This is a genomic window from Rhizobium ruizarguesonis (assembly GCF_012349115.1).
Taxonomy (GTDB): domain Bacteria; phylum Pseudomonadota; class Alphaproteobacteria; order Rhizobiales; family Rhizobiaceae; genus Rhizobium; species Rhizobium ruizarguesonis.
The window spans coordinates 23283-48127 of sequence record NZ_PQIG01000088.1 but is presented as its reverse complement, the minus strand read 5'-3'; the positions used below and the strand labels follow the sequence as shown (position 1 = coordinate 48127).

Annotated in this window: 19 protein-coding genes and 1 tRNA gene; 13 read left to right on the top strand and 7 right to left on the bottom strand. The window is 61.1% G+C overall.

Annotation, left to right across the window (positions count from 1 at the left end):
• Positions 1-195 precede the first annotated feature (195 nt).
• Positions 196-750 (top strand): histidine phosphatase family protein, encoded by a 555-nt coding sequence (locus C3Y91_RS21420; RefSeq protein ID WP_024323086.1) that lies wholly within the window; start codon positions 196-198, stop codon positions 748-750.
• Positions 751-1206: 456 nt separating this feature from the next.
• Positions 1207-2778, top strand: coding sequence for a putative bifunctional diguanylate cyclase/phosphodiesterase (locus C3Y91_RS21415; RefSeq protein WP_130686771.1), 1572 nt, complete (start codon positions 1207-1209; stop codon positions 2776-2778).
• Positions 2779-2847: 69 nt separating this feature from the next.
• Here C3Y91_RS21415 and C3Y91_RS21410 read toward each other — a convergent pair whose 3' ends face one another.
• Positions 2848-4449 carry an inorganic phosphate transporter gene (locus C3Y91_RS21410; RefSeq protein WP_018068969.1) on the bottom strand — a complete coding sequence of 534 codons (1602 nt, stop codon included), beginning with the start codon at positions 4447-4449 and terminating at the stop codon, positions 2848-2850.
• 291 nt (positions 4450-4740) lie between these two features.
• On the opposite strand from C3Y91_RS21410, the gene C3Y91_RS21405 reads away from it, so the two are divergent.
• From C3Y91_RS21405 to C3Y91_RS21395, 3 genes are all read left to right on the top strand, one after another.
• Positions 4741-5919: an acetate/propionate family kinase gene (locus C3Y91_RS21405; protein ID WP_018068971.1), complete on the top strand. Its 1179-nt coding sequence runs from the start codon at positions 4741-4743 to the stop codon at positions 5917-5919.
• 70 nt (positions 5920-5989) lie between these two features.
• Entirely contained in the window at positions 5990-8374 is a 2385-nt protein-coding gene (locus tag C3Y91_RS21400) for a phosphoketolase family protein (RefSeq protein ID WP_130763778.1), read from the top strand.
• Between the two features lie 79 nt (positions 8375-8453).
• Positions 8454-8732, top strand: a complete 279-nt coding sequence (locus C3Y91_RS21395) for a hypothetical protein (RefSeq protein WP_018068973.1) — start codon at positions 8454-8456, stop codon at positions 8730-8732.
• 24 nt (positions 8733-8756) lie between these two features.
• Here the strand turns inward: C3Y91_RS21395 and C3Y91_RS21390 are convergent, their stop codons facing one another.
• Positions 8757-9647, bottom strand: coding sequence for a helix-turn-helix domain-containing protein (locus tag C3Y91_RS21390; protein ID WP_075225410.1), 891 nt, complete (start codon positions 9645-9647; stop codon positions 8757-8759).
• Between the two features lie 128 nt (positions 9648-9775).
• On the opposite strand from C3Y91_RS21390, the gene pobA reads away from it, so the two are divergent.
• The 7 genes from pobA to C3Y91_RS21355 all read left to right on the top strand — a co-directional run bounded on the left by pobA (position 9776) and on the right by C3Y91_RS21355 (position 16978).
• Positions 9776-10948, top strand: a complete 1173-nt coding sequence (gene pobA / locus C3Y91_RS21385) for a 4-hydroxybenzoate 3-monooxygenase (RefSeq protein WP_024323082.1) — start codon at positions 9776-9778, stop codon at positions 10946-10948.
• A gap of 212 nt (positions 10949-11160) precedes the next feature.
• Positions 11161-12333: an ABC transporter substrate-binding protein gene (locus C3Y91_RS21380; RefSeq protein ID WP_018068976.1), complete on the top strand. Its 1173-nt coding sequence runs from the start codon at positions 11161-11163 to the stop codon at positions 12331-12333.
• A 75-nt stretch (positions 12334-12408) separates the two neighbouring features.
• The gene (locus tag C3Y91_RS21375) at positions 12409-13272 is read left to right on the top strand and encodes a branched-chain amino acid ABC transporter permease (protein ID WP_130689740.1); all 864 of its coding nucleotides are present in this window, start codon (positions 12409-12411) and stop codon (positions 13270-13272) included.
• Position 13273: 1 nt separating this feature from the next.
• On the top strand, positions 13274-14278 hold the full coding sequence (locus C3Y91_RS21370) for a branched-chain amino acid ABC transporter permease (RefSeq protein ID WP_130689741.1): 1005 nt from the start codon (positions 13274-13276) through the stop codon (positions 14276-14278).
• Entirely contained in the window at positions 14275-15039 is a 765-nt protein-coding gene (locus C3Y91_RS21365) for an ABC transporter ATP-binding protein (protein ID WP_168251369.1), read from the top strand. The genes C3Y91_RS21370 and C3Y91_RS21365 overlap by 4 nt, the downstream gene beginning before the upstream one ends.
• Entirely contained in the window at positions 15020-15736 is a 717-nt protein-coding gene (locus C3Y91_RS21360) for an ABC transporter ATP-binding protein (protein WP_018068980.1), read from the top strand. The genes C3Y91_RS21365 and C3Y91_RS21360 overlap by 20 nt, the downstream gene beginning before the upstream one ends.
• A gap of 408 nt (positions 15737-16144) precedes the next feature.
• Complete coding sequence (locus tag C3Y91_RS21355; RefSeq protein ID WP_027689286.1) at positions 16145-16978, top strand: cadherin-like domain-containing protein; 834 nt, start codon at positions 16145-16147, stop codon at positions 16976-16978.
• A gap of 409 nt (positions 16979-17387) precedes the next feature.
• On the opposite strand, the gene C3Y91_RS21350 is transcribed toward C3Y91_RS21355, so the two are convergent.
• The 3 genes from C3Y91_RS21350 to C3Y91_RS21340 all read right to left on the bottom strand — a co-directional run bounded on the left by C3Y91_RS21350 (position 17388) and on the right by C3Y91_RS21340 (position 21333).
• Positions 17388-17464: transfer RNA gene (locus C3Y91_RS21350), tRNA-Met, on the bottom strand.
• Positions 17465-17599: 135 nt separating this feature from the next.
• Positions 17600-18799: a tRNA 2-thiouridine(34) synthase MnmA gene (gene mnmA / locus C3Y91_RS21345; RefSeq protein WP_018068982.1), complete on the bottom strand. Its 1200-nt coding sequence runs from the start codon at positions 18797-18799 to the stop codon at positions 17600-17602.
• A gap of 449 nt (positions 18800-19248) precedes the next feature.
• Positions 19249-21333 (bottom strand): putative bifunctional diguanylate cyclase/phosphodiesterase, encoded by a 2085-nt coding sequence (locus C3Y91_RS21340; RefSeq protein ID WP_029768254.1) that lies wholly within the window; start codon positions 21331-21333, stop codon positions 19249-19251.
• 232 nt (positions 21334-21565) lie between these two features.
• Here C3Y91_RS21340 and C3Y91_RS21335 point away from each other — a divergent pair, with 232 nt between their 5' ends.
• Positions 21566-21829: a hypothetical protein gene (locus tag C3Y91_RS21335; RefSeq protein WP_018068984.1), complete on the top strand. Its 264-nt coding sequence runs from the start codon at positions 21566-21568 to the stop codon at positions 21827-21829.
• 159 nt (positions 21830-21988) lie between these two features.
• Here the strand turns inward: C3Y91_RS21335 and serA are convergent, their stop codons facing one another.
• Together serA and C3Y91_RS21325 are read right to left on the bottom strand one after the other, a co-directional pair.
• Positions 21989-23584, bottom strand: coding sequence for a phosphoglycerate dehydrogenase (gene serA / locus C3Y91_RS21330; RefSeq protein ID WP_018068985.1), 1596 nt, complete (start codon positions 23582-23584; stop codon positions 21989-21991).
• 81 nt (positions 23585-23665) lie between these two features.
• Positions 23666-24844 carry a phosphoserine transaminase gene (locus C3Y91_RS21325; protein WP_024323078.1) on the bottom strand — a complete coding sequence of 393 codons (1179 nt, stop codon included), beginning with the start codon at positions 24842-24844 and terminating at the stop codon, positions 23666-23668.
• Between the last annotated feature and the right edge of the window lies 1 nt (position 24845).

Genomic DNA, 24845 nt, shown 5'->3' with positions numbered 1-24845 from the left:
CTTGTGCAGTAGGGTCTGACTTCCAGCGCGAAGAGCTTTCGACACGCTGGTCACAGTGGCGCGACCGCGCCGGACTTACACCGGCTTCCAAACCCGCAACAGCACGGTTATATCTGCACGCCGAAGAAACTGTCAACGAAACTTCACAAGCCGGCGAAGGACGCTGTCGCCGCATTCCGGGAGACAAGAACGACTGTGAATACGCGCCTCACCTGGATCTGCCACGGCGCGACGGCAGCAAGCCGCAAGGCCCTGTTCCCGCTCGACGAACCGCTGGAGGACAAGGCAGTGGAGGAGGCCGGCAGGATGATCGCCCCGCCCCGCGCCGATCGAATTGCCACGAGCCCCGCCTTGCGCGCCCGTCAGACTGCTGATGCGCTGCGCCTCGAAGCCCGGATAGATCAGGCGCTTTGCGACTGCGACCATGGTCGCTGGGCCGGCAGGTCGATCGCGGCGATCGGGACCGAAGAGCCGGAGAACCTCATGGGGTGGATGAGCGATCCGGAAGCGGCCCCGCATGGCGGCGAGAGCTTTCTTGATTTGCGAACCCGCGTCGCCGGCTGGATGGATGGACAGACCGTCCTCGACGGCCACATCATTGCAATCAGCCATGCGGCCGTCATCCGCGCAGCGATCGTGCATGTGCTTCAGGCGCCACTCTCCTCCTTCTGGCTGAGCGACGTCGAGCCGCTTTCCGTCATCCGCATGACCAGCAACGGACAGCGCTGGTCTCTGCGCTTCCAGCATTAGAGACTGCTGATCTTATCCAGCTTTGCACAAGCAAATCGCGTCATCTCTGTTGAACCCGGCTTTGCGGGAACTACTTCCTTGTCCCAAGGAGATGGAAGAATGACATATGATTGGAGTGGCGAGCGCACACGACGCCTGCGTTTCATGCGTGTCGCCACAGTCACGGTTCTGGTCGGTCTCATCGTCAGCGTTCCGCTGCTGATCGTCACCGCCTGAAGCACGAGAAAGGGCGAGCGATGCATTAGCACGCTCGCCTTCGTTCTTTTCCCGCATGAGCCAGTCTCCCGAACCATGAAGGGGATCGCGCTTATAGAGACGCCCTGCTTCCTCACAAGCCTGTCGGGTCTCTCTGCGGCACAGCAACAGGCTGCCGCCTCTGATAATTCGCCTTCTGGTTTCAACAAACATTTCAGACTTTCGTGATATTTCCGCGAAGGTGGAGATGGAGAAGGCATAATGCCGGTGTTTTTCCAAAGCAGGGCCGGACGGCAATGCCTGTCGATCGTGGTGTCCGGAGTGACCCTCTGGCTTCTCGGCACGCTGCTACAGCTCGACGACAGCCTGGTCGCCTTCATGACCGGTTTCGGCGAGTACGGCGCCGACAAGCTCGTTCTGGCGCTCGGCATCGCCGGCGCCATGAGCTTCATCTATTCGGTGCTGCGCATCGCCGACCTGCGTAAGGAAATGGAACTGCGCGCGGCCGCCCAGGCAAAAGCCGATTGGACCGCAACCCACGACCATCTCACCAAGCTGCCGAACCGCTACGCCTTCGAGCGCAAGATCCTCTCACGGCCGGTCAAGGACGACGAGGCCGAGATCGAGGAGTGGGATCGCAACGTCACCATCTTCTCCGTCGACCTCGACGGCTTCAAGAAGGTCAATGATCTTGTCGGCCATAAGGGCGGCGACATCCTGTTGATCGAGGTTGCCAGACGGATCTGCGCGCTCGGCAATGCCGACTGCGTCTATCGCTTCGGCGGCGACGAATTCATCATCGTCGCCTTCGCCCTGACGGCGCAGCGCGAGGAGCGTTTTGCCAAGCTGCTGATCCAGGCCGTCACCCGGCCCATCCATATCGATGGCTTTGCCGTCGAAGTCGGCGCCAGCGTTGGTTACGACCGCTGGGCCGAGGGAACCGAACCGCTGGAAGATGCCGCCCACCGTGCCGACCTCGCCATGTACGAGGCGAAATCACGTGGACCCAACCACTATTTCGTTTTCGAAGCCTCGATGCAGAACAAGGTAACGGAACGCGCCTCGCTGGAAACCAGGCTGCGCGCCGCAATCTCCAGCAAGGAGATCAAACCCTTCTATCAGCCGCTGATCGATCTGAAGACCGGCCAGCTCTGTGGCTTCGAGGCCTTAGCACGCTGGATCGGCGACGACGGCGTCAACATCCCGCCGCCGGTCTTCATCGGCATCGCCGAGGAAAACGGCATGATCACCGCATTGTTCGAGGATCTTCTTGCCCAGGCGTGCTGCGACGCGCTGACCTGGCCGGAGCATGTGATGTTGTCCTTCAACGTCTCGCCCGTGCAGATGGAAGACAGATTGCTGACCTCCCGCATCCTCAAGGTCCTCTCCGCAAGCCGGCTGCCGCCGCAGCGCCTGGAAGTGGAGATCACCGAAAATGCGCTGATCCAGGATCCCGCCGTCGCCGCAGCCATTCTCGACGAACTGCATGCTGCCGGCATCCAGATCGCACTCGACGATTTCGGCACGGGCTATTCGAGCCTCGCCCAGCTCGCCCGCTATCGTTTCGACAAGATCAAGATCGACAAAAGCTTCATCGCCACCTATCGCGACGACGAGCGTCAGGAAAAGATCGTCCGCGCCATGCTCGGCCTTGGCAGGAGCCTCAACATCAAGACGACAGCCGAAGGCGTTGAAGAGCACGGCCAGCTTGCCTTCCTGCTGCAACTCGGCTGCGACATCGGCCAGGGCTATCTTTTCGGCAAGGCGATGCCAGCCGCAGAGGCGGGCATCTTCATCAGCGATCGCAAGACCCGTCTGGCCTTCACGGCCTGACGGAGCGCTCTACCTTTTGTTTTGACGCAATTCCCGGCAAACCGCTTCGCGCTTTGCCGGGAATTTGCTCTAAAAAGCCTGGCGCAGGATCACGAAGAGCACGAAGGCGATTGCGATCGAGGCCGGCAACGTCAACACCCAGGCCATCAGCATATTGCGCACGGTCGACCATTGCAGGCCGGACCCGTTCGCCGCCATGGTGCCGGCAACGCCTGACGACAGAACATGCGTGGTTGAGACCGGCAGGCCGAGATGATCGGCCGAAGCGATGGTGACCATCGCCACGACTTCGGCTGCCGCACCCTGACCATAGGTCAAATGCGTCTTGCCGATCTTTTCGCCGACGGTGACGACGATGCGCTTCCAGCCCACCATCGTGCCGAGGCCGAGCGCGATCGCGACCGCCACTTTCACCCAGAGCGGGATGAACTTCGTCGCGTTGTCAACCGCCTTGTGATAGTTCGTCACTGCGCTGAGGTCGCCGGCATCCATCGGCAGCAACTTCTGCTTGTCGATCAGCTTCAACGCCTCGCCGATCAGGTAGATGTCGTTGCGGACGTTGCCGACGAGATTGGTCGGCACCGCTTCGAGCGTCGGGAAGGCGGCGACTTCGGCACTTGTCTGGTGGATATATTGCTGCAGGGCCGGCGTCGTCGCATCCGTCCAGGTCTTGTTCTTGACGGCGTTGCTGACCTCGGCCTTGTAGTCCGCAACGGTCACGCCAGGCTTCACATATTTGCCGAGTGCGGCTTCCACCTGGACCGATGCCGACTTGTAGGCTTCGAGATAATTGACATCGGGCGTGCGGTTCAGCGCGAAGGCCGTCGGCACCAGGCCGATCAGGATGAGCATGATGAGGCCCATGCCCTTCTGGCCATCGTTGGAACCGTGGGCGAAGCTGACGCCGGTGCAGGTGAAGATCAGGATCGCACGGATCCAGAGCGGCGGCGGCTGGTTGCCCTTCGGTTCGTCATAGAGCGCCTTGTTGCGCACCAGAACCTTCATGACGAGCAGAAGAACGGCCGAAAGGCCGAAGCCGATCAGCGGCGAGATCAAAAGTGATAGTCCGATATTGGTCGCCTGCGACCAGTCGACGCCGCTGGTCGCTGTGCCTGCCGGCGCCAGGAACTGGTTGGCAAGGCCGACGCCGATGATCGAGCCGACCAGCGTATGCGAACTCGACGACGGCAGACCGAGATACCAGGTTCCGAGGTTCCAGAAGATCGCCGCGATCAGCAGCGCAAAGACCATGGCAAGGCCGGAGCCGGAGCCGACCTGGAGGATCAATTCCACCGGCAGCAGCGCCAGGATGCCGAAGGCGACGGCGCCGCTCGAAGTCAGCACGCCGAGGAAGTTGAAGAAGCCGGACCAGATGACGGCAAATTCCGCCGGCATGGAACGGGTGTAGATCACGGTGGCGACGGCATTGGCCGTATCATGGAAACCGTTGACGAACTCGAAGCCGAGCGCGATGAGCAGCGCAAGGCCCAGCAGAATCCAGGGAACGGCAACTGCGGTCGTCAGGTCGCGGGCGAGTGCATAGGCGACATATCCAAGGCCGCAAACCAGAACGAGCCCGAACAGCGGCAAGAACCACTTGCCGGCCGAATTCGAACTGTGGAGCGGGTGGGAAGCGTCGCTATGAACCTGGCTGGGGGCAATATCGGCCATGGCATAGTTCCTTGTTCCGTTTGCAAATTTGCCTTTTGTTAATAATTCCGCCGCGTGAAGCTCTCATGACGCCATGGCTGACCCGCCCGTAAGACACTGACGCCGCACGATCTTACCCGTCATGTGCTCGTCCCGGCGCATTCGTGAAACATGCCGTATGTCGATCGCGGCCGGCCCAAGACGGTCGTGCGCGCTTCGACAAAAAACGAGCAGCGGGCGAATAATTTCTTTCCGCCGGAAGCCTCGACGCTAAGTTCGGTCGTGACCACAACCGTGCGGAGTCTTTGAGACATGCCATCGACCGACCTTCTCCTGACTTTCAACGCCGGTTCCTCGACGGTGAAGATCGGCATCTTCGCGATGGACGGCGATGCGGCGCGGCGCATCGGCAAGGGTGTAATCGATTTCCGCGCCGAGCCGCTGTCTCTCAGCCTGACAGCGGGGCCACAGACATTCGAGACGCCGCTGAAGGCGGAGACGACGGAAGACCTGCATGGCGTCATCGACGAGACCTTTTCCCTTCTCGCCGGGCATTTCGATGTCGCCGCCGTGCGCGCCGCCGGCCACCGCGTCGTCCATGGCGGCGACCGCTTCACCAGTGCCGTCGCCCTTAATGACGCCGCGATCGATGCGGTCGATGCGCTGACCTCGCTTGCGCCCCTGCACCAGCCGCAGGCGCTGCGCTTCATCCGCGCGCTCCGGCATCTGAAGCCGCATCTTGTCCAGACGGCCTCCTTCGACACCGCCTTCCACGCCACGCAGGACGATCTCGTTCGCCGCTTCGCCATTCCCCGCGCGCTGCATGACGAAGGCATCAAGCGCTATGGTTTCCACGGACTTTCCTACAAGTTCATCGCCGGCGAGCTTCGCCGCAAGGCGCCGCACGCGGCAAAGGTGGTCGTCGCCCATCTCGGCAGCGGCGCCAGCCTCTGCGCGCTGGATGAAGGCGTCAGCCGCGATTGCAGCATGGGTTTTTCGACGCTCGACGGCATCCCGATGGCGACGCGCACCGGCTGGCTCGATCCCGGCGTCATCCTGCATCTGGCCGGTGAGAGGAGACAATCCTTCGAGGAGATCGAGGACCTGCTTTATCATCGCTCCGGCCTGCTCGGCGTCTCAGGCATCAGCGCCGATACGCGCGACCTCTTGAAGGACGATCGGCCGCAGGCCCGCCAGGCGATCGACCTCTTCACGCTGCGCATTGCCGGCGAGATCGGTCGCATGGCAGCGACGCTGAACGGTCTCGACACGCTCGTCTTCACCGCCGGCATCGGCGAGCATCAGTCGGAGATCCGTGCCGGCGTAGCCAAGCGATCGTCCTGGCTTGGCCTTGCCATCGACGAAAAAGCCAATGCCGCCAATGATTTCACGATCAGCACGAGGAAAAGTCGCATCGCCGCTCACGTCATCGCCACCGACGAGGAGCAGGTCATCGCCGACGAGGCGCTGTCTATTCTTCGCGGTGGCTGATCCAGATCAACAACACGCCGGCGCCAGCCGGTAGAATTGACGTTGAACAAGTCTCGAACGAGAGAAACCCATGGAAAAGCATGTCTCGCCCGCCGCCTTGACTGACGCCGAACTCACCCTGATCGACCGCTACTGGCGCGCCGCCAATTATCTCTCGGTCGGCCAGATCTACCTTCTTGCCAATCCGCTGCTGCGCGAACCGCTGCAACCGGAGCACATCAAGCCCCGTTTGCTCGGCCACTGGGGCACAACGCCCGGCCTCAACTTCATCTATGCGCATCTGAACCGGCTGATCCGCGCCCGCGACCTCGACATTATCTACATGTGCGGCCCCGGCCACGGCGGGCCGGGCATGGTCGCCAACACCTATCTCGAAGGCGTCTACAGCGAGATCTATCCCGATATTTCTCAAGACGCAGAGGGCATGCGCAAGCTCTTCCGGCAGTTCTCTTTCCCCGGCGGCATTCCGAGCCACGCGGCGCCGGAAACGCCGGGCTCGATCCACGAGGGCGGCGAACTCGGCTATGCCCTCGTCCATGCCTATGGCGCCGCCTTCGACAATCCCGATCTGATCGTCGCCTGCGTCGTCGGCGACGGCGAGGCCGAAACCGGGCCGCTCGCCGCAAGCTGGCATTCCAACAAGTTCCTGAACCCCGCACGCGACGGCGCCGTGCTGCCGATCCTGCATCTGAACGGCTACAAGATCGCCAACCCGACCATTCTCGGCCGCACCAGTGACGAGGACCTGTATCACCTCTTCGAAGGCTACGGCTATGAACCCTTCTTCGTCGACGGTCATGAACCGCACGACATGCACCAGCAGATGGCCGCGACCTTCGACCAGGTCTTCGACCGCATCCGTGAGATCCAGAACGAGGCTCGCTACGGCAAGGCGCCCGATTTCTGCCCGCGCTGGCCGATGATCGTGCTGCGCAGCCCGAAAGGCTGGACCGGCCCGAAGGAAGTCGATGGCAAGAAGGTCGAAGGCTTCTGGCGCGCCCACCAGGTGCCGGTCTCCAATTGCCGCGAGGATGAAAGCCATCGCAAGATCCTCGAGGACTGGATGCGCGGCTATGATCCCGAAGACCTGTTCAGTACCGACGGCCGGCTGAAACCCGAGTTGCGGGCACTCGCCCCCGTCGGCAAGCGCCGCATGGGCGCCAATCCGCACGCCAATGGCGGCTTGCTGCGTCAGGAACTTAACGTTCCCGATATCCGCGACTATGCGGTCGATATCGGCAGGCGCGGCAGCGCCATGGTGCAGTCGACGGAAATCCTCGGCCATTACCTCCGCGACACGATGAAGCGCAACGCGGAGGCGGCCAACTTCCGTATCTTCGGCCCCGACGAGACCGAATCGAACCGCCTCGGTAGCGTCTTCGAAGTCACCGACCGTGTCTGGATGGAGAGTATCGAACCCTACGACGTCCACTTGTCCCGGGATGGACGTGTCATGGAGGTGCTGAGCGAACATCTTTGCCAGGGCTGGCTGGAAGGCTACCTCTTGACTGGCCGGCACGGCCTGTTCTCCTGTTACGAGGCCTTCATCCACATCATCGATTCCATGTTCAACCAGCACGCCAAATGGCTGAAGGTGACGCGGGAACTCGAGTGGAGAAAGCCGATCTCGTCGCTGAATTATCTGCTGACCTCGCATGTCTGGCGTCAGGACCACAACGGCTTCAGCCATCAGGATCCCGGCTTCGTCGACCTCGTCGCCAACAAGAAGGCCGATATCGTCCGCATCTATCTGCCGCCGGATGCCAATACCCTGCTCTGGGTCGGCGACCATTGCCTGCGCACCTATGATCGCATCAATGTCATCGTCGCCGGCAAGCAGCCGGAGCCGCAATGGCTGTCGATGGACGAGGCGGTGAAACATTGCGAGGCCGGCATCGGCATCTGGCACTGGGCGAGCAACGAGGACGATACCATCCTGCCCGATCTCGTCATGGCCTGCGCCGGCGATGTGCCGACCATGGAGACGCTTGCCGCCGTCGATCTGCTGCGCCAAGCCATTCCGGAACTGAAGATCCGCACTGTCAACGTCGTCGATCTCCTGGCGCTGCAATCCAGGGATCAGCATCCGCATGGCCTGACCGACGAGGCCTTCGACGCGATCTTCACCGCCGACAAACCGGTCATTTTCGCCTATCACGGCTATCCCTATCTCATCCACCGCCTGACCTATAAACGCACCAACCACCGCAACATCCACGTCCGCGGCTTCATCGAGGAGGGCACGACGACGACACCCTTCGACATGACCGTCCTCAACGAACTCGACCGCTTCCACCTCGCCATCGAAGCGATCGAGCGTGTGCCGGGCCTGAAGGCAAAAGCAGGCGAAGCGCTCGCCGCCTTCCGCGGCAAGCTTGCGGAGCATCACGACTATGTCCGCGAATATGGTGAGGACATGCCGGAGGTGCGGGACTGGACGTGGCCGATGGCGTGAAGCGAAAACCAAACAGAATCGCACGGAACTGGTCGGCGGAGTGCATCCGGCGGGAGCAGTCGTCAAGCAACGTCTAAAGTTGGTGAAAACCATCGGCGCACTGTTCCTTGAAGGCCGCATCGTAGGCTATGCATCTACGGCAAGCTTCAAGGCCGTCGACCGAGGAAACGACATGAAAAGTTTCGCTGCCACGCTTACCGCCGCCCGGCTGGAAAAGGCGCTCGCCTTCTACATGACGCCCGAAGCCCAGCGCGATGGCTCGGACGATGCCGTCAAATCAGCTGAGGAACGAGACGCATACGAGACCCGCGCCGGCGGACGCGCCCGCAACACGGAAGAGGGCGTCGAAGCCTGGTAAGGCACCGGGCAACCTTGCGGGTGGCTATACATCTTCAAGCCGAACCTTCTCCTTCACGCGCCAGACCCGGGGCGTTTCTCCGGTATATTTAAAGAAGAAGCGCGAGAAATAGGCGGGGTCGGCAAAGCCAAGCCGAAATCCGATCTCCTGAACGCTGCCCAGCGTAAAAACAAGCTGACGTTTCGCCTCTTCAACGAGTTTGCCGGCGATCAATTCATGGGGAGTGTTGCCGGTCATCGCCCGGACGATACGGGTGAGATGCGTCGGGGAAAGCCCAAGCTCTCTGGCGTAGAAAGAGGCGGGCTTGTGTGATCGAAAATGTTGCTGAATGAGCTCGCTCAGCATTTCCATCCGCCGCTCGTTCTCGTTTGGCGGAAGCTCGTGCGTATTCCCCTCATGGGAAATCCTCGCCGTCAGCCGCAACGCCAAGGCGACATAGGCGGCCAACGCCTCGTTGCGGCCGCTGCGGCGGTTTTCGAATTCGTCGCCCAGCCGCCTCAACGTCTGCATGACATAGACTGCCTCGGCATTATCAGGATCGAGCGGCGTAAGATGCGGCGTCGCCAGCCATTCGCCGAGCTGGCTTCGGTCGCCGGGCGGATGGCTGAGATGGGACCTCAACAGAGTGATCACCAGGCCGTCGATATCGCGTGAAAAACGAAAGCCATGATTGATCCCGGGCGGCACGGTGATGATGCCCGGCGGACGGATGGCATAGCTCTTTTCGCCGAAGATCGCATCGCCCGAACCGCCTTCGATGTACAATATCTGAAAGAAACTCTCGTGACGATGCGGGCGAATCTCCCAGTGATGCAAGCTGCTGCGGGAGCGAATAGTTTCGCAATGCACCCAAAAATCCGGTTCTCGCCCGGTCTTTTCGCCGTAGAGTTCATAGGTGGGGATATGTCTGCTCATGGGGTTCTTCGGAGGCTCCTCCCGCATCAATGTTCGATTAGTGCAATTTTTAGGTCGGGATGTCCATTGCTGCGGCAAGCGCGACACGGCAGAATCTGACAAAACGCAAAAATGCAGGGAGGAAGTATTTGCGCACTCAGGTCGCCATCATCGGTTCTGGACCATCCGGCCTGCTGCTCGGCCAGCTTCTGACCGAAGCCGGCATCGACAACGTCATTCTCGATCGTGTGAACAAGGATTATATCCTCGGCCGGGTTCGTGCCGGCGTTCTGGAGGAAGGCACCGTCGGGCTGCTGGATCAGGCCAAATCAGGCGCGAGGCTGCATACCGAAGGCTTACCGCATGACGGCTTCTCGCTGGCCTTTGATGGACGCGACCATCGCATCGACCTTCACGAATTGACCGGCGGCAGGCGCGTCACGGTTTATGGGCAGACCGAAGTGACGCGCGATCTCATGGAGCGGCGTGAAGCGAGCGGCTCCCTATCGATCTACGATGCCGTCGATGTCGCGCCGCATGATTTCGACGGCCACTCTCCCTTCGTCACCTATCTGAAAGACGGTGTTGCCAAGCGCATCGATTGCGACTTCATCGCCGGCTGCGACGGGTTTCACGGCGTCAGCCGCAAGGCCGTCCCGGAACGGGCGATCAGGAGTTTCGAGAAGGTCTATCCCTTCGGCTGGCTGGGGGTCCTTGCCGACGTGGCGCCTGTCAGCCATGAGCTGATCTACGCCAACCATCCAAGGGGCTTTGCGCTCTGTTCGATGCGCTCGGCGACCCGCAGCCGCTACTACATCCAATGCGTGCTCGACGAGAAGATCGAGGACTGGAGCGACGATCGCTTCTGGGACGAACTGAGACGGCGTCTGCCGGTGCATCACGCCGAGGCTTTGGCGACCGCGCCGTCCTTCGAGAAATCGATCGCGCCGCTACGCTCCTTCGTCGCCGAACCGATGCGTTTCGGCCAGCTTTTCCTGGTCGGCGACGCCGCCCATATCGTCCCCCCGACCGGCGCCAAGGGATTGAACCTTGCGGCCAGCGACGTTCATTATCTTTTCTCCGGGCTGATAGAGCATTACCGCGAAGGCTCGAATAGTGGCATCGACGCCTATTCGCAGAAGGCGCTCGCCCGCGTGTGGAAAGCCGTGCGGTTTTCCTGGTGGATGACGACGATGATGCATCGTTTTCCGGATACCGGGGATTTTGACCAGAAGATCCAGGAGGCGGAACTCGACTATCTCACCCATTCCCGCGCCGCCTCGACGGTGCTTGCGGAGAATTATGTGGGACTGCCATTCTAATAGAAGTGTCTGAGGTGGGGGCCACGGACCAAAATTCGACCGTAGAACGGGCCGCCGATAGTTCTGCTCTTCGAGCCACAATCATAATTGCACAGTTATGGATTACGGTATTTATTTCATTTTACATCACCATTTCGCATGACAGGTTAGCGCTAAATTTCCAGCAGCTAACGAATACGGCGCTGGAGTGCGCCAAAAAAGGGAGAGAGAGAATGAAGAAGCTATTTCTGGCCGCCATTGCGGCAGTCGTCGTGGGCACGAGCGCCTATGCCGACACCATCAAAGTCGGGGTCATCGGTCCATTCTCCGGTCCGTTCGCGCTCCAAGGCAAAAACTTCAAGGCCGGCATCGACGCCTATATGGCGGTCAACGGCAACACGGTCGGCAGCGATACGGTGGAAATCGTCTATCGCGACGTGCCGCAGGCAGATCCCGCCCAATCCAAGGCGCTGGCGCAGGAACTGATCGTCAAGGAAAAGGTCCAGTATCTGGCCGGCTTCTATTTCACGCCCGATGCCATGGCCGTGACGCCGATCCTGAAACAGGGCAACGTGCCGATGGTCATCATGAACGCCGCCACTTCGGCGATCGTGACCAAGAGCCCGCTCGTCGTCCGCACCTCGTTTACCACCTGGCAGACATCGACCCCGATCGCCAAGGTCGCCTTCGACGCCGGCGTCAAGAAGGTGATTTCGGTCGTCAGCGATTACGGCCCCGGCATCGACGCCGAGAACGCCTTCAAGGCCGGCTTCGAAAAGGCCGGCGGCCAGGTGGTCGAGGCGATCCGCATGCCGCTTGCGACCAACGACTTCAGCCCGATCATGCAGCGCATCAAGGATTCCGGCGCTGAGGGCGTGTTCGCCTTCCTGCCGTCAGGTCCGACGACGCTCGGCTTCGTCAAGGCTTATAACGACAATGGCCTGAAGGCTGCCGGCATCAAGTTCTTCGCGCCGGGCGATCTGACCCAGGAATCCGATCTGCCGGCGCTCGGCGATGCGGCACTCGGCATCCAGACGACCTTCCACTACGCCGTGTCGCACGATTCTCCCGAGAATAAGGCTTTCGTCGAGGCGGCGACCAAAGCAATCGGCAACAAGGCCGAACTCTCCTTCCCCTCAGTCAGCGCCTATGACGGCATGTATGTCATCTACAAGATGATCGAGGCGACCGGCGGCAAGCAGGATGCTGAGAAGGCCGTCGATGCGGTCAAGGGCCTTGCCTGGACGAGCCCGCGCGGCCCGGTTTCGATCGATCCGGAAAGCCGTCACATCACGCAGAACATCTATCTGCGCGAAGTCGTCAAGGCCGATGACGGGACCTACATCAACAAGGAAGTCCAGACCTTCGAGAAGCAGGGCGATCCGGGCCTGGCGGCTGTCAAGTAACATCGAGCGTCAAGACAGGTGACGGGCTTGGCCTGCGATCAGGCCGAGCCCGCCGCATCGAAGCAAGGTATTTCCATGCAGACAGTCTTCAGCATAGCCGTCGACGCCTTTGCCTATGGCATGGTGCTGTTCGTGATATCGATCGGCCTTTCGGTGACCATGGGACTGATGCGTGTCGTCAACCTGGCCCATGGCGCCTTCGCGATGATTGGCGGCTACATCGCCTCCTATGTCGCCCGCGACCTCGGCCTCGGTTATGCTGCAGCGGTCATTGCTGCCGTTGTCATCACGATCGTCGTCGCCATTCCGATCGAACGCTTTCTCTACCGCCGGATCTATGGCGCTCCGGAACTGACCCAGGTGCTGATGACGATCGGCCTCACCTTCTGCATCATCGGCATCGCCAATTACCTGATGGGGCCGACGCTGAAGACCATACCGCTGCCCGCTGCGCTGCAAGGATCGGCCGATCTCGGCTTTCGCACCATTCCCGTTCACCGGCTTTTCGTCATCCTCTGCGGCCTGGCCGTGGCGCTCGCCCTCTGGTTCGCGGTCGACAGGACCAGCTTCGGCGTCAAGCTGCGCGCCTCTGTGGATGATGCGGCAATGGCTGCTGCACTTGGCGTGCGCACCGACATCATCTACGCGGTGAGCTTTGCCGTCGCCGTCGGGCTTGCGGCCTTCGGCGGCGTGGTCGGCGCCGAACTCCTGCCTGTCGAGCCCTATTATGCGCTGCGCTACATGGTCACCTTCCTGGTCGTCGTCTCCGTCGGCGGCGCGGGTTCCATTCCGGGCGCGCTGATCGCCTGCCTGCTGCTGGGCGCGATCGATACGACAGGACGGTATATGATGCCGGAATTCGGCGAATTCTTCTTCTATCTCGCCGTGATCGCAATCATCTGCGTCTTCCCCCGCGGCCTTGCCGGAAGGGTGAAATAAGATGGCGCTTGTCATGAACGACGAAAACGGACCTCTCCAGCATCGTCGCGGGTTCATCAGCCGCGATCTTATCGGAATAGCCGTCATCATAGCCATTGCCGCCATCGGCTATTTCGCCTTCCCCGATAATCTCGCCCTTCTGACCCGGATGATCACGATCGCGCTGCTCGTCCTGTCGCTCGATCTCGTGACCGGTTATTGCGGCGTCGCAACGCTTGGCCATGCAGCACTTTTCGGCTCCGGCGCCTATGCCGCCGGGATCCTCTCGGCGCATTACGGCATCAATGATCCACTGCTGATGATGCTTGCCGGCATTGCCGGCGGCACGGTTGCCGGGCTGCTCTGCGGCGCCATCATCCTGCGTGCGCATGGGCTGCCGCAGCTGGTTCTGTCGATTGCGCTGATCAACCTCTTCCATGAATTCGCCAACAAGGCCTCGTCTTGGACAGGCGGCAGCGATGGACTTTCCAGCATCGCGCCGGACCCGGTCTTCGGCCTCTTCGAATTCGATCTCTACGGTCACACCGCCTTCTTCTTCGGAATGGCGCTGCTGCTGATCGTCTTCGTGCTGTTACGGTTTCTGGTCCGCTCGCCCTTCGGCATGCTCTGTCGCGCCATCAAGCAGGATCCGCTGCGCATCCGCGCCATGGGCGCTTCGCCGAAGGCAGCTCTGATCAGGATGTACGCGATCTCCGGCGCCGTTGCCGGTGTCGGCGGCGCCTTGAATGCTATCTCGACACAGGTCGTCGGCCTCGACAGCCTGTCTTTTACGCAGTCGGCCGAAGCGCTGGTTATGCTGGTGCTCGGCGGCACTGGTTCTCTCTTCGGGGCGCTTTCCGGCACTGTCATCTTCATGCTCTTCGAGGACTATGTCTCCGCCGCCAATCCCTTCCATTGGCTGACCATGGTCGGCGCGCTGCTGATCGCCGTCGTGCTCTTTGCGCCGAAAGGTCTCTATGGCACAGCAGCGACCTTCATCGGCCGCCACGGGGAGCAACGCGCATGAGCCCGGTCTTCGAAGTCGCCAATCTCAAGAAAGCCTTCGGCGGCCTTGCCGTCACCAATAATGTCTCGCTCATCATGTCACCTGGCGATCGCATCGCGCTGATCGGCCCGAACGGCGCCGGCAAAACCACCTTCGTCAACCTCGTGACCGGCAATCTGCCGCCCGATTCCGGCGAGGTTCGCCTCGGTGGCGAGCTGGTGACGAAGGTCGATGCGATCGGCAGGGTCAGACGCGGCCTTGTCCGCTCCTTTCAGGTGACACGGCTCTTCCAGGACATGACGCCGGCCGAACATGTGGGACTTGCCGTCCTTCAGCGCGATGGAAAGACCGGGCATATGTTCGGCAATTTCCTGCGCATGCCCGACGTCATGGCGGAGGTCGATGATCTCCTTGGAAAACTCGGGCTGGCTTTGCTGATGCATCGAAAGGTCAGCGAAATCGCCTATGGCCAGCAGCGGCTTCTCGAGATTGCCGTGGCGCTGGCGCTGAAGCCGAAAGTGCTGTTGCTCGACGAACCCGCAGCCGGCGTGCCGCAAAGCGATACCGGCCGCATCGAGCAGGCGCTGGCCGATCTGCCCGCCGATCTCGCCGTGCTGATGATCGAACACGACATGGACCTCGTCTTCCGTTTTGCCAGACGCGTCATCGTGCTTGCCGCCGGCGCGATCATCTTCGACGGCCGGCCTGAAGACGTCACCAAGGATGCGCGCGTGCGCGAGGCCTATCTCGGGAGCTATGCCAATGCCAGCCATATCGCTTGAGGTCGAGAATCTGTCGGCCGGATATGGGCCGACGAGAGTGCTCGAAGGCATTTCCTTCTCTGTGCCGGCAGGTGCCCGGCTTGCCGTGCTCGGCCGCAACGGCATGGGCAAGACCACGCTGCTGGCAACGCTTGCCGGGCAGACCAGGCGATACGAGGGCAGCATCCGTCTCGGCGATTCGGATGTCACGACGGTACCGAGTGCTGCACGCGCGCATAAAGGTCTCGGATATGTGCCGCAGGCACGCTGCGTCTTCCCAACGCTGACGGTTGAAGAAAACCTTTTCGTCGGCTTGAAGGCGCGACCGAAAACGGCGCTGGAGGAAGCCTATACGATGTTCCCGCGCCTGAAGGAGCGCCGCCGCAACCTCGGCAGCCAGCTTTCCGGCGGCGAGCAGCAGATGCTCTCCACGGCTCGCACCATTCTCGGTCGCCCCTCCGTCCTGCTGCTTGACGAACCACTGGAGGGCCTTGCGCCCGTTATCTGCGAGGAACTGATGGCGGCCTTCGCCGACCTCGCCAAGACGGGAGACATGACCATCCTGCTGGTCGAGCAGCGCATCCAGAGCGCGCTCGATTTCGCCGATCAGGTCGTCATTCTCGAACGCGGCAGACTGGCCTGGACCGGAACGCCGGAAAATCTCACCGGGGATCACGAGGCTGTCGAGAGCCTGCTTGGGGTCGGCGGCCTGCATTGATGGGATGGTCGGCAGAAGCTCAGGCTCTGCTGATTGCCCCCTTTCGCCTTCAAGATTGCTCTTGGTGCGCCGAGCAATTCATGCAGTATATCGTCATGACGACGTCATGATTGACCCGTCATTATTATCCTGCTTGAAAGTTTTCCGCTGGCCGAATTGATGGATCGCCTGAAAAGGCGAGAAACACCATGATCGATGAAGCGGCAGCAACGTAAGACAAGACGTAAATCCTGGTTCATAAAACAGGATCGACGTTTATGCCGCTCTCTTTACTTGAATAGTTGAGCTGTAATCGACCGGAATTTGTGGCGTTGACGGGCGGAATTGCTCTGACGCTCCATCAATTTCGGTTGCCAGATACCCGATAGGGTTGCATAGTCGAATAGAATATCAAACGGGGGGATAGAAATGGCAAACCACAAGCCGGTCGCAGGTGACGTATACCAGCCTATTTTCAACATCGACAACCCGATCGACGGCAACATCCTGGACAATACCAGTTCCACGGATGCCGACGGAGATCAGGTGCGTCTCAACTTCGTCAATGGACAGCGAATTCCGCAACCGGCCGATCCGAACGGGCCTGCCACGACCACCACAGTCGAAGGAAAATACGGCACGCTGACCGTCTATTCCAACGGCAATTACACCTATGAGCTCGATCACGCCAACCCGGTGGTATCAGCGCTCGGCCCGGGAGACCAACTCGTCGACCAGTTCAATTTCAAGATCTCGGATGGCAAAGGCGCCACCGATTTCGGCTTGCTCAATATCGCGGTCGACCTGCCGGAGCACGGCGACGTCTTCGTGAATTTCGAGGACGTCGGCAACCACGACTTCCCGACGGGCTACAAAGGCTTCGATTGGGGTGCCTGGCACGATGGCGACGACGCGACTGTGCGGGAGGAAGCGGATGGCAACCACTATCTGGGAGGAGGCGTGTTCTGGACACCCATCCAAGCCGCCGATGGCGGCCACTTTCAGATAGAGCAATTCAGTGTCGCAAACGGCACATCGGACTATGACAACGTTCTGACGATCGAAGGTCGTCTAAACGGCGACACCGTATTCTTGGTCACGGTCAACGTCACCGCCGACAGCATTCATGACCCGCAAGTGATCGATCTCAGCGCCTACGGCGAAATCGACTATCTCGTGCTCGACACTGAGCCCGTCATCACCGAAACGAGCGGCCCGGATTATTACGGCGCGCAATACGACAACTTTCATTTCATCGTTTGACGAAGGGGGAAAGGGCGTCGTATCGCCGAAATCTTTGCACCTTCGCCGAGCGCGCTCTGCTGCAGCTATCTGATACCAATATCTTGCGATAGCTGACCGGGTTGCGTCTTGCTAGCATAGGATCGTGCGAGGAGGCACGGTTATGCTGGGATGGAGGAAATGATGCAGCCAGTCGGGATCAGGTTAGCGGCGGTCATGTTCTCGCTTGCCGTATGGGCTATTATTATCGCAGTCGCATCCCATTTTTGGGCGACGAAGATGCCTCTATTGCTTTTGACGCTCTACAGATAGGCCTGTCTTCGGCGTTCGCGGAAATCCCCTCGCCGCGCCACCTTTGGCGCTGCGACCACGGCCGACGGAACCGCCTCAAAATCGAGCTGCAAAAATCGCCAATTCTGTAATGAGGAGATGGTAGCGGAGGAGGGATTTGAACCCCCGACACAAGGATTATGATTCCTCTGCTCTGACCTACTGAGCTACTCCGCCACTGGTCAACGATACCCGCTCGCGAAGCGATGCCGGTTCGTGGGATGAGCGGCTTATAAGGTGCGCTTCGGCTTTGTGTCAAGCGCATGATCGAGAAAAACGGTGGGCTTTGCCACCTCCCGTTTCCGATGGGTTTCAGGCGGCGACGGGGCTGGCCAAAAGGGCCTTCAGGCAGGCTTCCGCCGAAGGCTCGCGCTCTGAGCGCTCGATGAAACCGCCGCCGAAGACGCGGGCGTTGTCGCCGGGCGCCGAATAAAGCGCGCAGGCCTGGCCAGGCGCAATGCCCGCCTCGCCCACCGTCAGGTCGACATAGGTGACTGTTGCATCGACATGCAGCACGGCGGGCGCCGGCGCCCTCGTCGAGCGGACCTTGGCGTAGCAGGCAAAGCCCTTGCCGGATGCGGCTTCCGCAAGCGTCTCGTCACCCAGCCAGTTGATGTCGCGCAGGTAGACGCGGTGCGTTTCCAGCGCCTCCTTCGGTCCGACGATGACGCGGCGCGAACGGGCGTCGAGAAAGACGACGTAGAGCGGCTCGCCGGTAGCGATGCCGATGCCGCGGCGCTGGCCGATGGTGAAGTGCAGGATACCCTCATGGGTTCCAAGCACGCGGCCATCGAGATGGACGATCTCGCCGGCAAGCGCCGCATTCGGCTTCAGCTTGGTGATGACGTCGGAATATTTGCCCTGCGGCACGAAGCAGATGTCCTGGCTGTCGGCCTTCTTGGCAACGACGAGGCCCATCTCTTCAGCAAGCCTGCGGGTCTCGGCCTTCGGCAGGCCGCCCAGGGGAAAGCGAAGATAATCGATCTGTTCCTGCGTCGTGGCGAAGAGAAAATAGCTTTGGTCGCGATCGGCATCAGCCGGACGAAAAAGCGCGCGGCGGCCCGGATTCTCCGGCGAAGGGTTCAGTCCCGAGCGGATATAGTGACCGGTCGCCAGCGCATCGGCGCCAAGCTCCTTGGCGGTCGCCAGCAGATCGGCAAACTTGACGGTCTGGTTGCAGGACACGCAGGGGATCGGCGTTTCGCCCGCCACATAGCTCTCGGCGAAGGGATTGATCACCGTCTCGCGGAAGCGCTTTTCGTAGTCGAGCACGTAATGCGGGATGCCGAGCGTTTCGCAGACGCGGCGCGCATCGTCGATATCCTGGCCGGCGCAGCAGGAACCGGCGCGGTGAACGGCGGCGCCATGATCGTAAAGCTGCAGCGTAATGCCGAGCACATCGTAACCCTGCTGTTTGAGAAGGCCGGCGACGACGGATGAATCGACGCCGCCCGACATGGCAACGACGACACGGGTCTCTTCCGGCTTCTTGTCAAAATCCAGTGTGTTCAACGATGGTGCCATTCTGCTTGGGTCACGATCCGCCCTTGCGCTGCAATTGCGGCGGATTGCTGATCTCCGGCGGGATCGGCCGCCGTCTCTCGATGAGGCACCGATATAGAAAGGATTGTCCTTGGGCGCAAGGGGCAGCCTTCGGGCACCGATATTTCGCATTCCCGCATGAAGAGAAGGCGCAGCCAAAGCCGCGCCTTGGAAGCGGGGGGTGCGGCTCAGGTGCCGATCAGCTTGTTGCAGGCGAATGCGATGCCCGGATTGGTGATAATGGCGGTCACGAGCGCCAGCCCGATTATCGAGAATGAAAAGCGTTTCATAAACATCCTCCTTTCCAGCCCACGGGAATTATGCGGCTTCTGCCGCCGTTCTCAAAATGACGAATGCTTGATGGCATCCGGCGACATGCATTTCCCCGGACGCCACTCCCAGCTGTCGCTTAAGCGCTTCTATCTGCGTGACAAAGCGGCCTTCAGAGCGCCGCCGTGGATCAGCGCCTCCGCCTCGTGCTGCGGCATGGGCCGGCCGAGCAGATAGCCCTGCACCTCACTGAAACCTTCGGCGCGCAGCTTCTGCAACTGCTCTTCCGTCTCGATCCCTTCGGCCAGCGTCGTCGCATTGAAGCCGGAGCCGATGCCGACGACGGCGCGCACGATGGCGAGATTGCCCGCATCCGTTTCGATGCCCGAGACAAAGCTGCGGTCGAGCTTGATCTTGTCGAAGGGGAAGGACCTGAGATAGCTCAGCGACGAATAACCGGTGCCGAAATCGTCAATGGCGATGCGGACGCCAAGCGCCTTCAGCGCGCGCAGCCGCGGCAGACTTTGGTCGGCATCCGTCAGGAATACGGATTCGGTGACCTCGATTTCAAGCCGGTCGGCATTGAGGCCCGTCTCGTTGAGCGCCGCGACCACGGTCGAAAGCAGGCTTGCATGCCGAAACTGGGTGACGGAGAGATTGACGGCGATCCTCAGATGGGCGGGCCACCTGGCGGCCGCACGACAGGCTTCCCCGATCACCCAGTCGCCGATCGGAACGATGAGGCCGGTTTCCTCGGCGAGCGGAATGAATTCCATCGGCGCCACCAGCCCACGCTTGGGATGGCGCCAGCGGATCAGCGCCTCGAAGCCGCCGATGCCGTCATTGTCGAGCTGCACGATCGGCTGGTAATGCAGCTCGAACTGGCGCTTCTCCAGCGCTTCCCACAGTTCGGCGGTCATCACGTGCCGGCGCTCGGCGGCAAGCCGCATCTCCGTCTCGTAGAAACGATAGGTCGAGCGCCCGCTCTCCTTGGCGGCATAGAGCGCCAGATCCGCGTGCCGCATCAGCACATCCGCGTCGCCGGCATGGTCGGGCGCCAAGGCGATGCCGATACTGCAGGTAACATGCTCCCGGACGCCGTCGAGATCGAAGGCACGGCTCAGCGCCTTGAGCAGCCGCTGCGCAAAACGCACGGCCCGCCCCGGCTCGTCGAGCTCCAGCACGACGGCGAATTCGTCGCCGCCAAGACGGGCGACAAGATCGCCCTCCTCCGCCAGTTGAAGCAGCCGCTCCGACACCTGGCAAAGCAGCGCGTCGCCGGCGGCGTGTCCCTTGCTGTCGTTGATATGCTTGAAGTGATCGACGTCGATATAGAGCAGCGCGATCGGACTGTCGGCGGCAGCTTCGACCGCCCGCTGGTTGATATGCATGGAAAATGCCGCCCGGTTCGGCAGGCCGGTGAGCGGATCATGCATGGCGAGATGGGCAAGCTTTGCCTCGACGGTGCGCTCCTCCGTCACGTCCTGCGAGATACCGAGCAGATAACGCGGCGCATGGCCCTCAGGCGTCGGCAGGGCGCGCTTGACGGTGCGCAGGAGGCGCGGCGCACCGTCGGCGCGCAGCATGGTCTCCTCGAAGCTGATCGCCGTATTGGCTTCGAAGGCCCGGCGATCCTGCTCGCGGAAGGCTTCTGTCTGGCCGGCGGAAAACAGCGCCCGGTCGGTTCGGCCGACCACGTGCTCCGCCCTCATGCCGACGATGTCGCCGCAGGCCTCGTTGAAGAGAACGTAAAGCCCGTCCGCTTCCATGTCCTTGACGAAGACGCCGACCGGCAGGTTGTCGACGATGCTGTCGAGAAGCGAGCGCGTATCGCTGATCTGGCGTTTGGCGGCGTTGACCTCGCTGCGGTCCTGCACGATCGCCAGGATTGCGGCCCGGCCCTCGAAACGCACTTCTCGGCCATAAGTCAGCACTTCGAAGGTCTCGCCGCTCGCCTTGAGGTGAATCCAGCGCTCCGCCTTTTCCATGTCGGTGCGGCCGCTGACGGCGTCGATCATCCGCTCCCGCTCATGCTCAGGGCGGATATCCAGAACCGTCATGCGCCGGTATTCGTCCGCACCGTAGCCGTAAAGTGCCGCCGCCGCCTCGTTGACGATGAGAAAGCGCAGCGATGTCGGATCATAGACCCACATCGGCGACGGATGCGTTGCAAACAACGACCGGAAGTCGTCGTTTAATGCTTCGATCTGCTCGGTCTTCTGCAAGGGGGCCATGAAAATTCGCGTGCCGTTGATGCCGATGCCAGGGTATACCGAGAAAAGTTAAATAAAATCAGAATCATACTCAGGGTTAAACTTTAGGCTTCCGCCTTCAGAATGTGCAAAGCGGTGGTCTGCCATCACGATCTCGGCCCTCGATAAAATAATTTGGGCGCCATGGAACAATTCCGTCGATCGTGTGTTGCGGGGTGATCGATGTCGCATTCGAATTGCTGAGGAGGGTTTCATGGGCAGGTTCGGCACGACGACGGATTACAGCAGAATCAGACATTGGATCGAGGCGCGCGGCGGCCATCCCGCCCGCATCAAGAACGCACCGGACAGCGAAACCGTCCGCGTCGATTTTTCCTCGGAACCGGAAGAGATTTCCTGGGATGAATTCTTTCAGGGCCTCGACGGCAGTAGGCTCGCCTTCCTTCACCGCACCAAGGCTGAAGACGATGTCGCCCGTTTCGGCAAAATCCTCCGCCGGAAACGCCGGCACCACTGAGGCATGTGTCGCCCAAAAGTGTGCAGCGGTTTTGGGACCACGACATGCATCAAATAAAGATTTAAAGCGCGACGCGATTTAAGATTCATCGGTTCCTGACACGAAAAAACCCGGCGCCGTTTCCAGCGCCGGGTTTTTCATGTCCTCGGGAGGAAAAACTCAGTCGATATTGAAGGTCAGCGGCTTTGCCTGGCGTACCGCCTGGTGGGCGGTCAACTCAGCAAGCACCGCGTCATCAACCTTGCCGTCGACATAGAGCAGCGCGATGGCGTCACCACCCTGCTTGTCACGGCCGAGCTGGAAGTTGGCGATGTTGACGCCGGCGGCACCAAGCGTCGTGCCGATGAAGCCGATCATGCCGGGAACGTCGGTATTGGTGATGTAGATCATGTGCGAGCCGACATCGGCATCGAGGTTGATACCCTTGATCTGGATGAAGCGCGGCTTGCCGTCCGAAAACACCGTGCCGGCGACCGAGCGTGTCATGCTTTCGGTGGTCACCGTCAGCTTGATATAGCCGTCGAAGACGCCTGTCTTGTCGCGCTTGACCTCGGAAAGCACGATGCCCTTTTCCTTGATCATGATCGGTGCCGAAACCATGTTGACGTCGGCGACCTGCGGGCGGATGAGGCCGGCGAGCACGGCGCTCGTCAGTGCCCGCGTGTTCATGTTGGCGGTGATGCCGTCATAGAGGATTTCGATTTCCTTGATCGGCTCTTCGGTGACCTGGCCGACGAAGGCGCCGAGAACGTCGGCAAGACGGATGAAGGGCTTCAGGATCGGCGCTTCCTCCGCCGTGATCGACGGCATGTTGATGGCGTTGGAGACCGCACCATTGACGAGGTAATCCGCCATCTGTTCGGCCACCTGCAAAGCGACGTTCTCCTGCGCCTCAGTCGTCGAGGCGCCGAGATGCGGCGTGCAGACGACGTTCGGCAGGCCGAAGAGCGGGCTTTCCTTGGCCGGCTCGACCTCGAACACGTCGAAGGCGGCACCCGCGATATGGCCCGACTTGATCGCTTCGGCAAGCGCTGCCTCATCGACCAGGCCGCCGCGGGCGCAGTTGATGATGCGCACGCCGGGCTTGGTCTTTGCCAGCGCTTCCTTGTTGAGGATGCCGCGCGTCTTGTCGGTCATCGGCACATGCAGCGTGATGAAATCGGCCCGGGCGAAAAGCTCTTCGAGTTCGACCTTGGTGACGCCCATCTCCTCGGCGCGCTCCTTGGAGAGGAACGGATCGTAGGCGACGACGTGCATTTTGAGGCCGATGGCCCGGGCGCAGACGATCGAGCCGATATTGCCGGCGCCGATGACGCCGAGCGTCTTGCCGGTGATCTCGACGCCCATGAACTTCGACTTCTCCCACTTGCCGGCCTGCGTCGAGGTATCGGCTGCCGGAAGCTGGCGGGCGACGGCGAACATCAGCGCGATCGCGTGTTCGGCCGTCGTGATCGAGTTGCCGAAGGGCGTGTTCATCACGATGATGCCCCGGCGCGAGGCGGCCGGGATATCGACATTGTCGACGCCGATGCCGGCACGGCCGACCACCTTGAGGTTCGTCGCCCCCTCGATGATCTTTTCCGTCACCTTGGTGGCGGAGCGGATGGCCAGGCCATCATACTTGCCGATGACCTCGAGCAGACGGTCTTTGTCCTTGCCGAGCTGCGGTTCGAAATCGACTTCGACGCCGCGGTCGCGAAAAATCTGGACGGCGGTTTCCGACAATTCGTCGGATACGAGAACGCGAGGTGCCATGAGGGCCTCCTTCAAATGTGTTCAGCGATGAATGAATCAGGAATGCTACTCCGCCCTTTGGCGGAGCCGAATGCGATGACCTCAGGCGGCGGCCTGAGCGAGCTGCGCCTTCTGTGTTTCGAAGGCCCAGGAAAGCCAGGGCATCAGCTTCTGCATGTCGGATGCCTCGATCGTGGCGCCGGCCCAGATGCGCAGGCCCGATGGCGCGTCGCGGTAGTGGCCGACGTCATACGCGACACCTTCCTTTTCCAGGAGACCGACCAGGCCCTTGGCGAAATTCGCCTGGCTGTCGTCGTCAAGGGCTGCAATGTCCTTGTCGACGATCTTCAGGCAGACGGAGGTGTTGGAGGCCGTTTCCACCTTGACGGCGAGATTGGCGATCCAGTCGTTTGCCGCGACGAAATCGTGGATGACCTTGGCATTGGCATCGGCACGCGCGATCAGCCCCTTGAGGCCTCCGACCTGCTTCGCCCAGACAAGCGCATCGATATAGTCTTCGACGCAGAGCATCGACGGGGTGTTGATCGTCTCACCCTGGAAGATGCCTTCCGTCAGCTTGCCGCCCGAGGTCATGCGGAAGATCTTCGGCAGCGGCCAGGCCGGCGTGTAGGTGACCAGACGCTCGACGGCGCGAGGCGAAAGAATGATGACGCCGTGTGCACCCTCGCCGCCCAGAACCTTCTGCCAGGAGAAGGTGACGACGTCGAGCTTGGCGAAATCGAGCGCCTGCGCGAAAGCCGCCGAGGTGGCGTCGCAGATCGTCAGGCCCTTGCGGTCGGCCGGGATGAAATCGGCATTCGGCACGCGCACGCCCGAGGTGGTGCCGTTCCAGGTGAAGACGACGTCGCGGTCGAAATCGACGGCGGAGAGATCGGGAAGCTCGCCGTAACCGGCTTCGAGCTTGCGCACATCCTTGAGCTTCAGTTGCTTGACGACATCGGTGACCCAGCCGGCGCCGAAGCTTTCCCAGGCGAGCATATCGACGCCGCGTTCGCCGAGCAGCGACCAGAGCGCCATTTCGACGGCGCCGGTGTCGGACGCCGGGACAATGCCGATGCGGTAATCCGCCGGCACTTCGAGAATTTCACGGGTAAGGTCGATGGCCTGCTTGAGCTTGGCTTTGCCGACCTTCGCGCGGTGCGAACGGCCAAGGGCCGCGTCGGAAAGGGCTTCGAGCGACCAACCGGGGCGCTTCGAGCAGGGGCCAGAAGAAAAATGGGTATTGTGCGGACGGATGTCCGGCTTTGCGGTCTTCGCCATG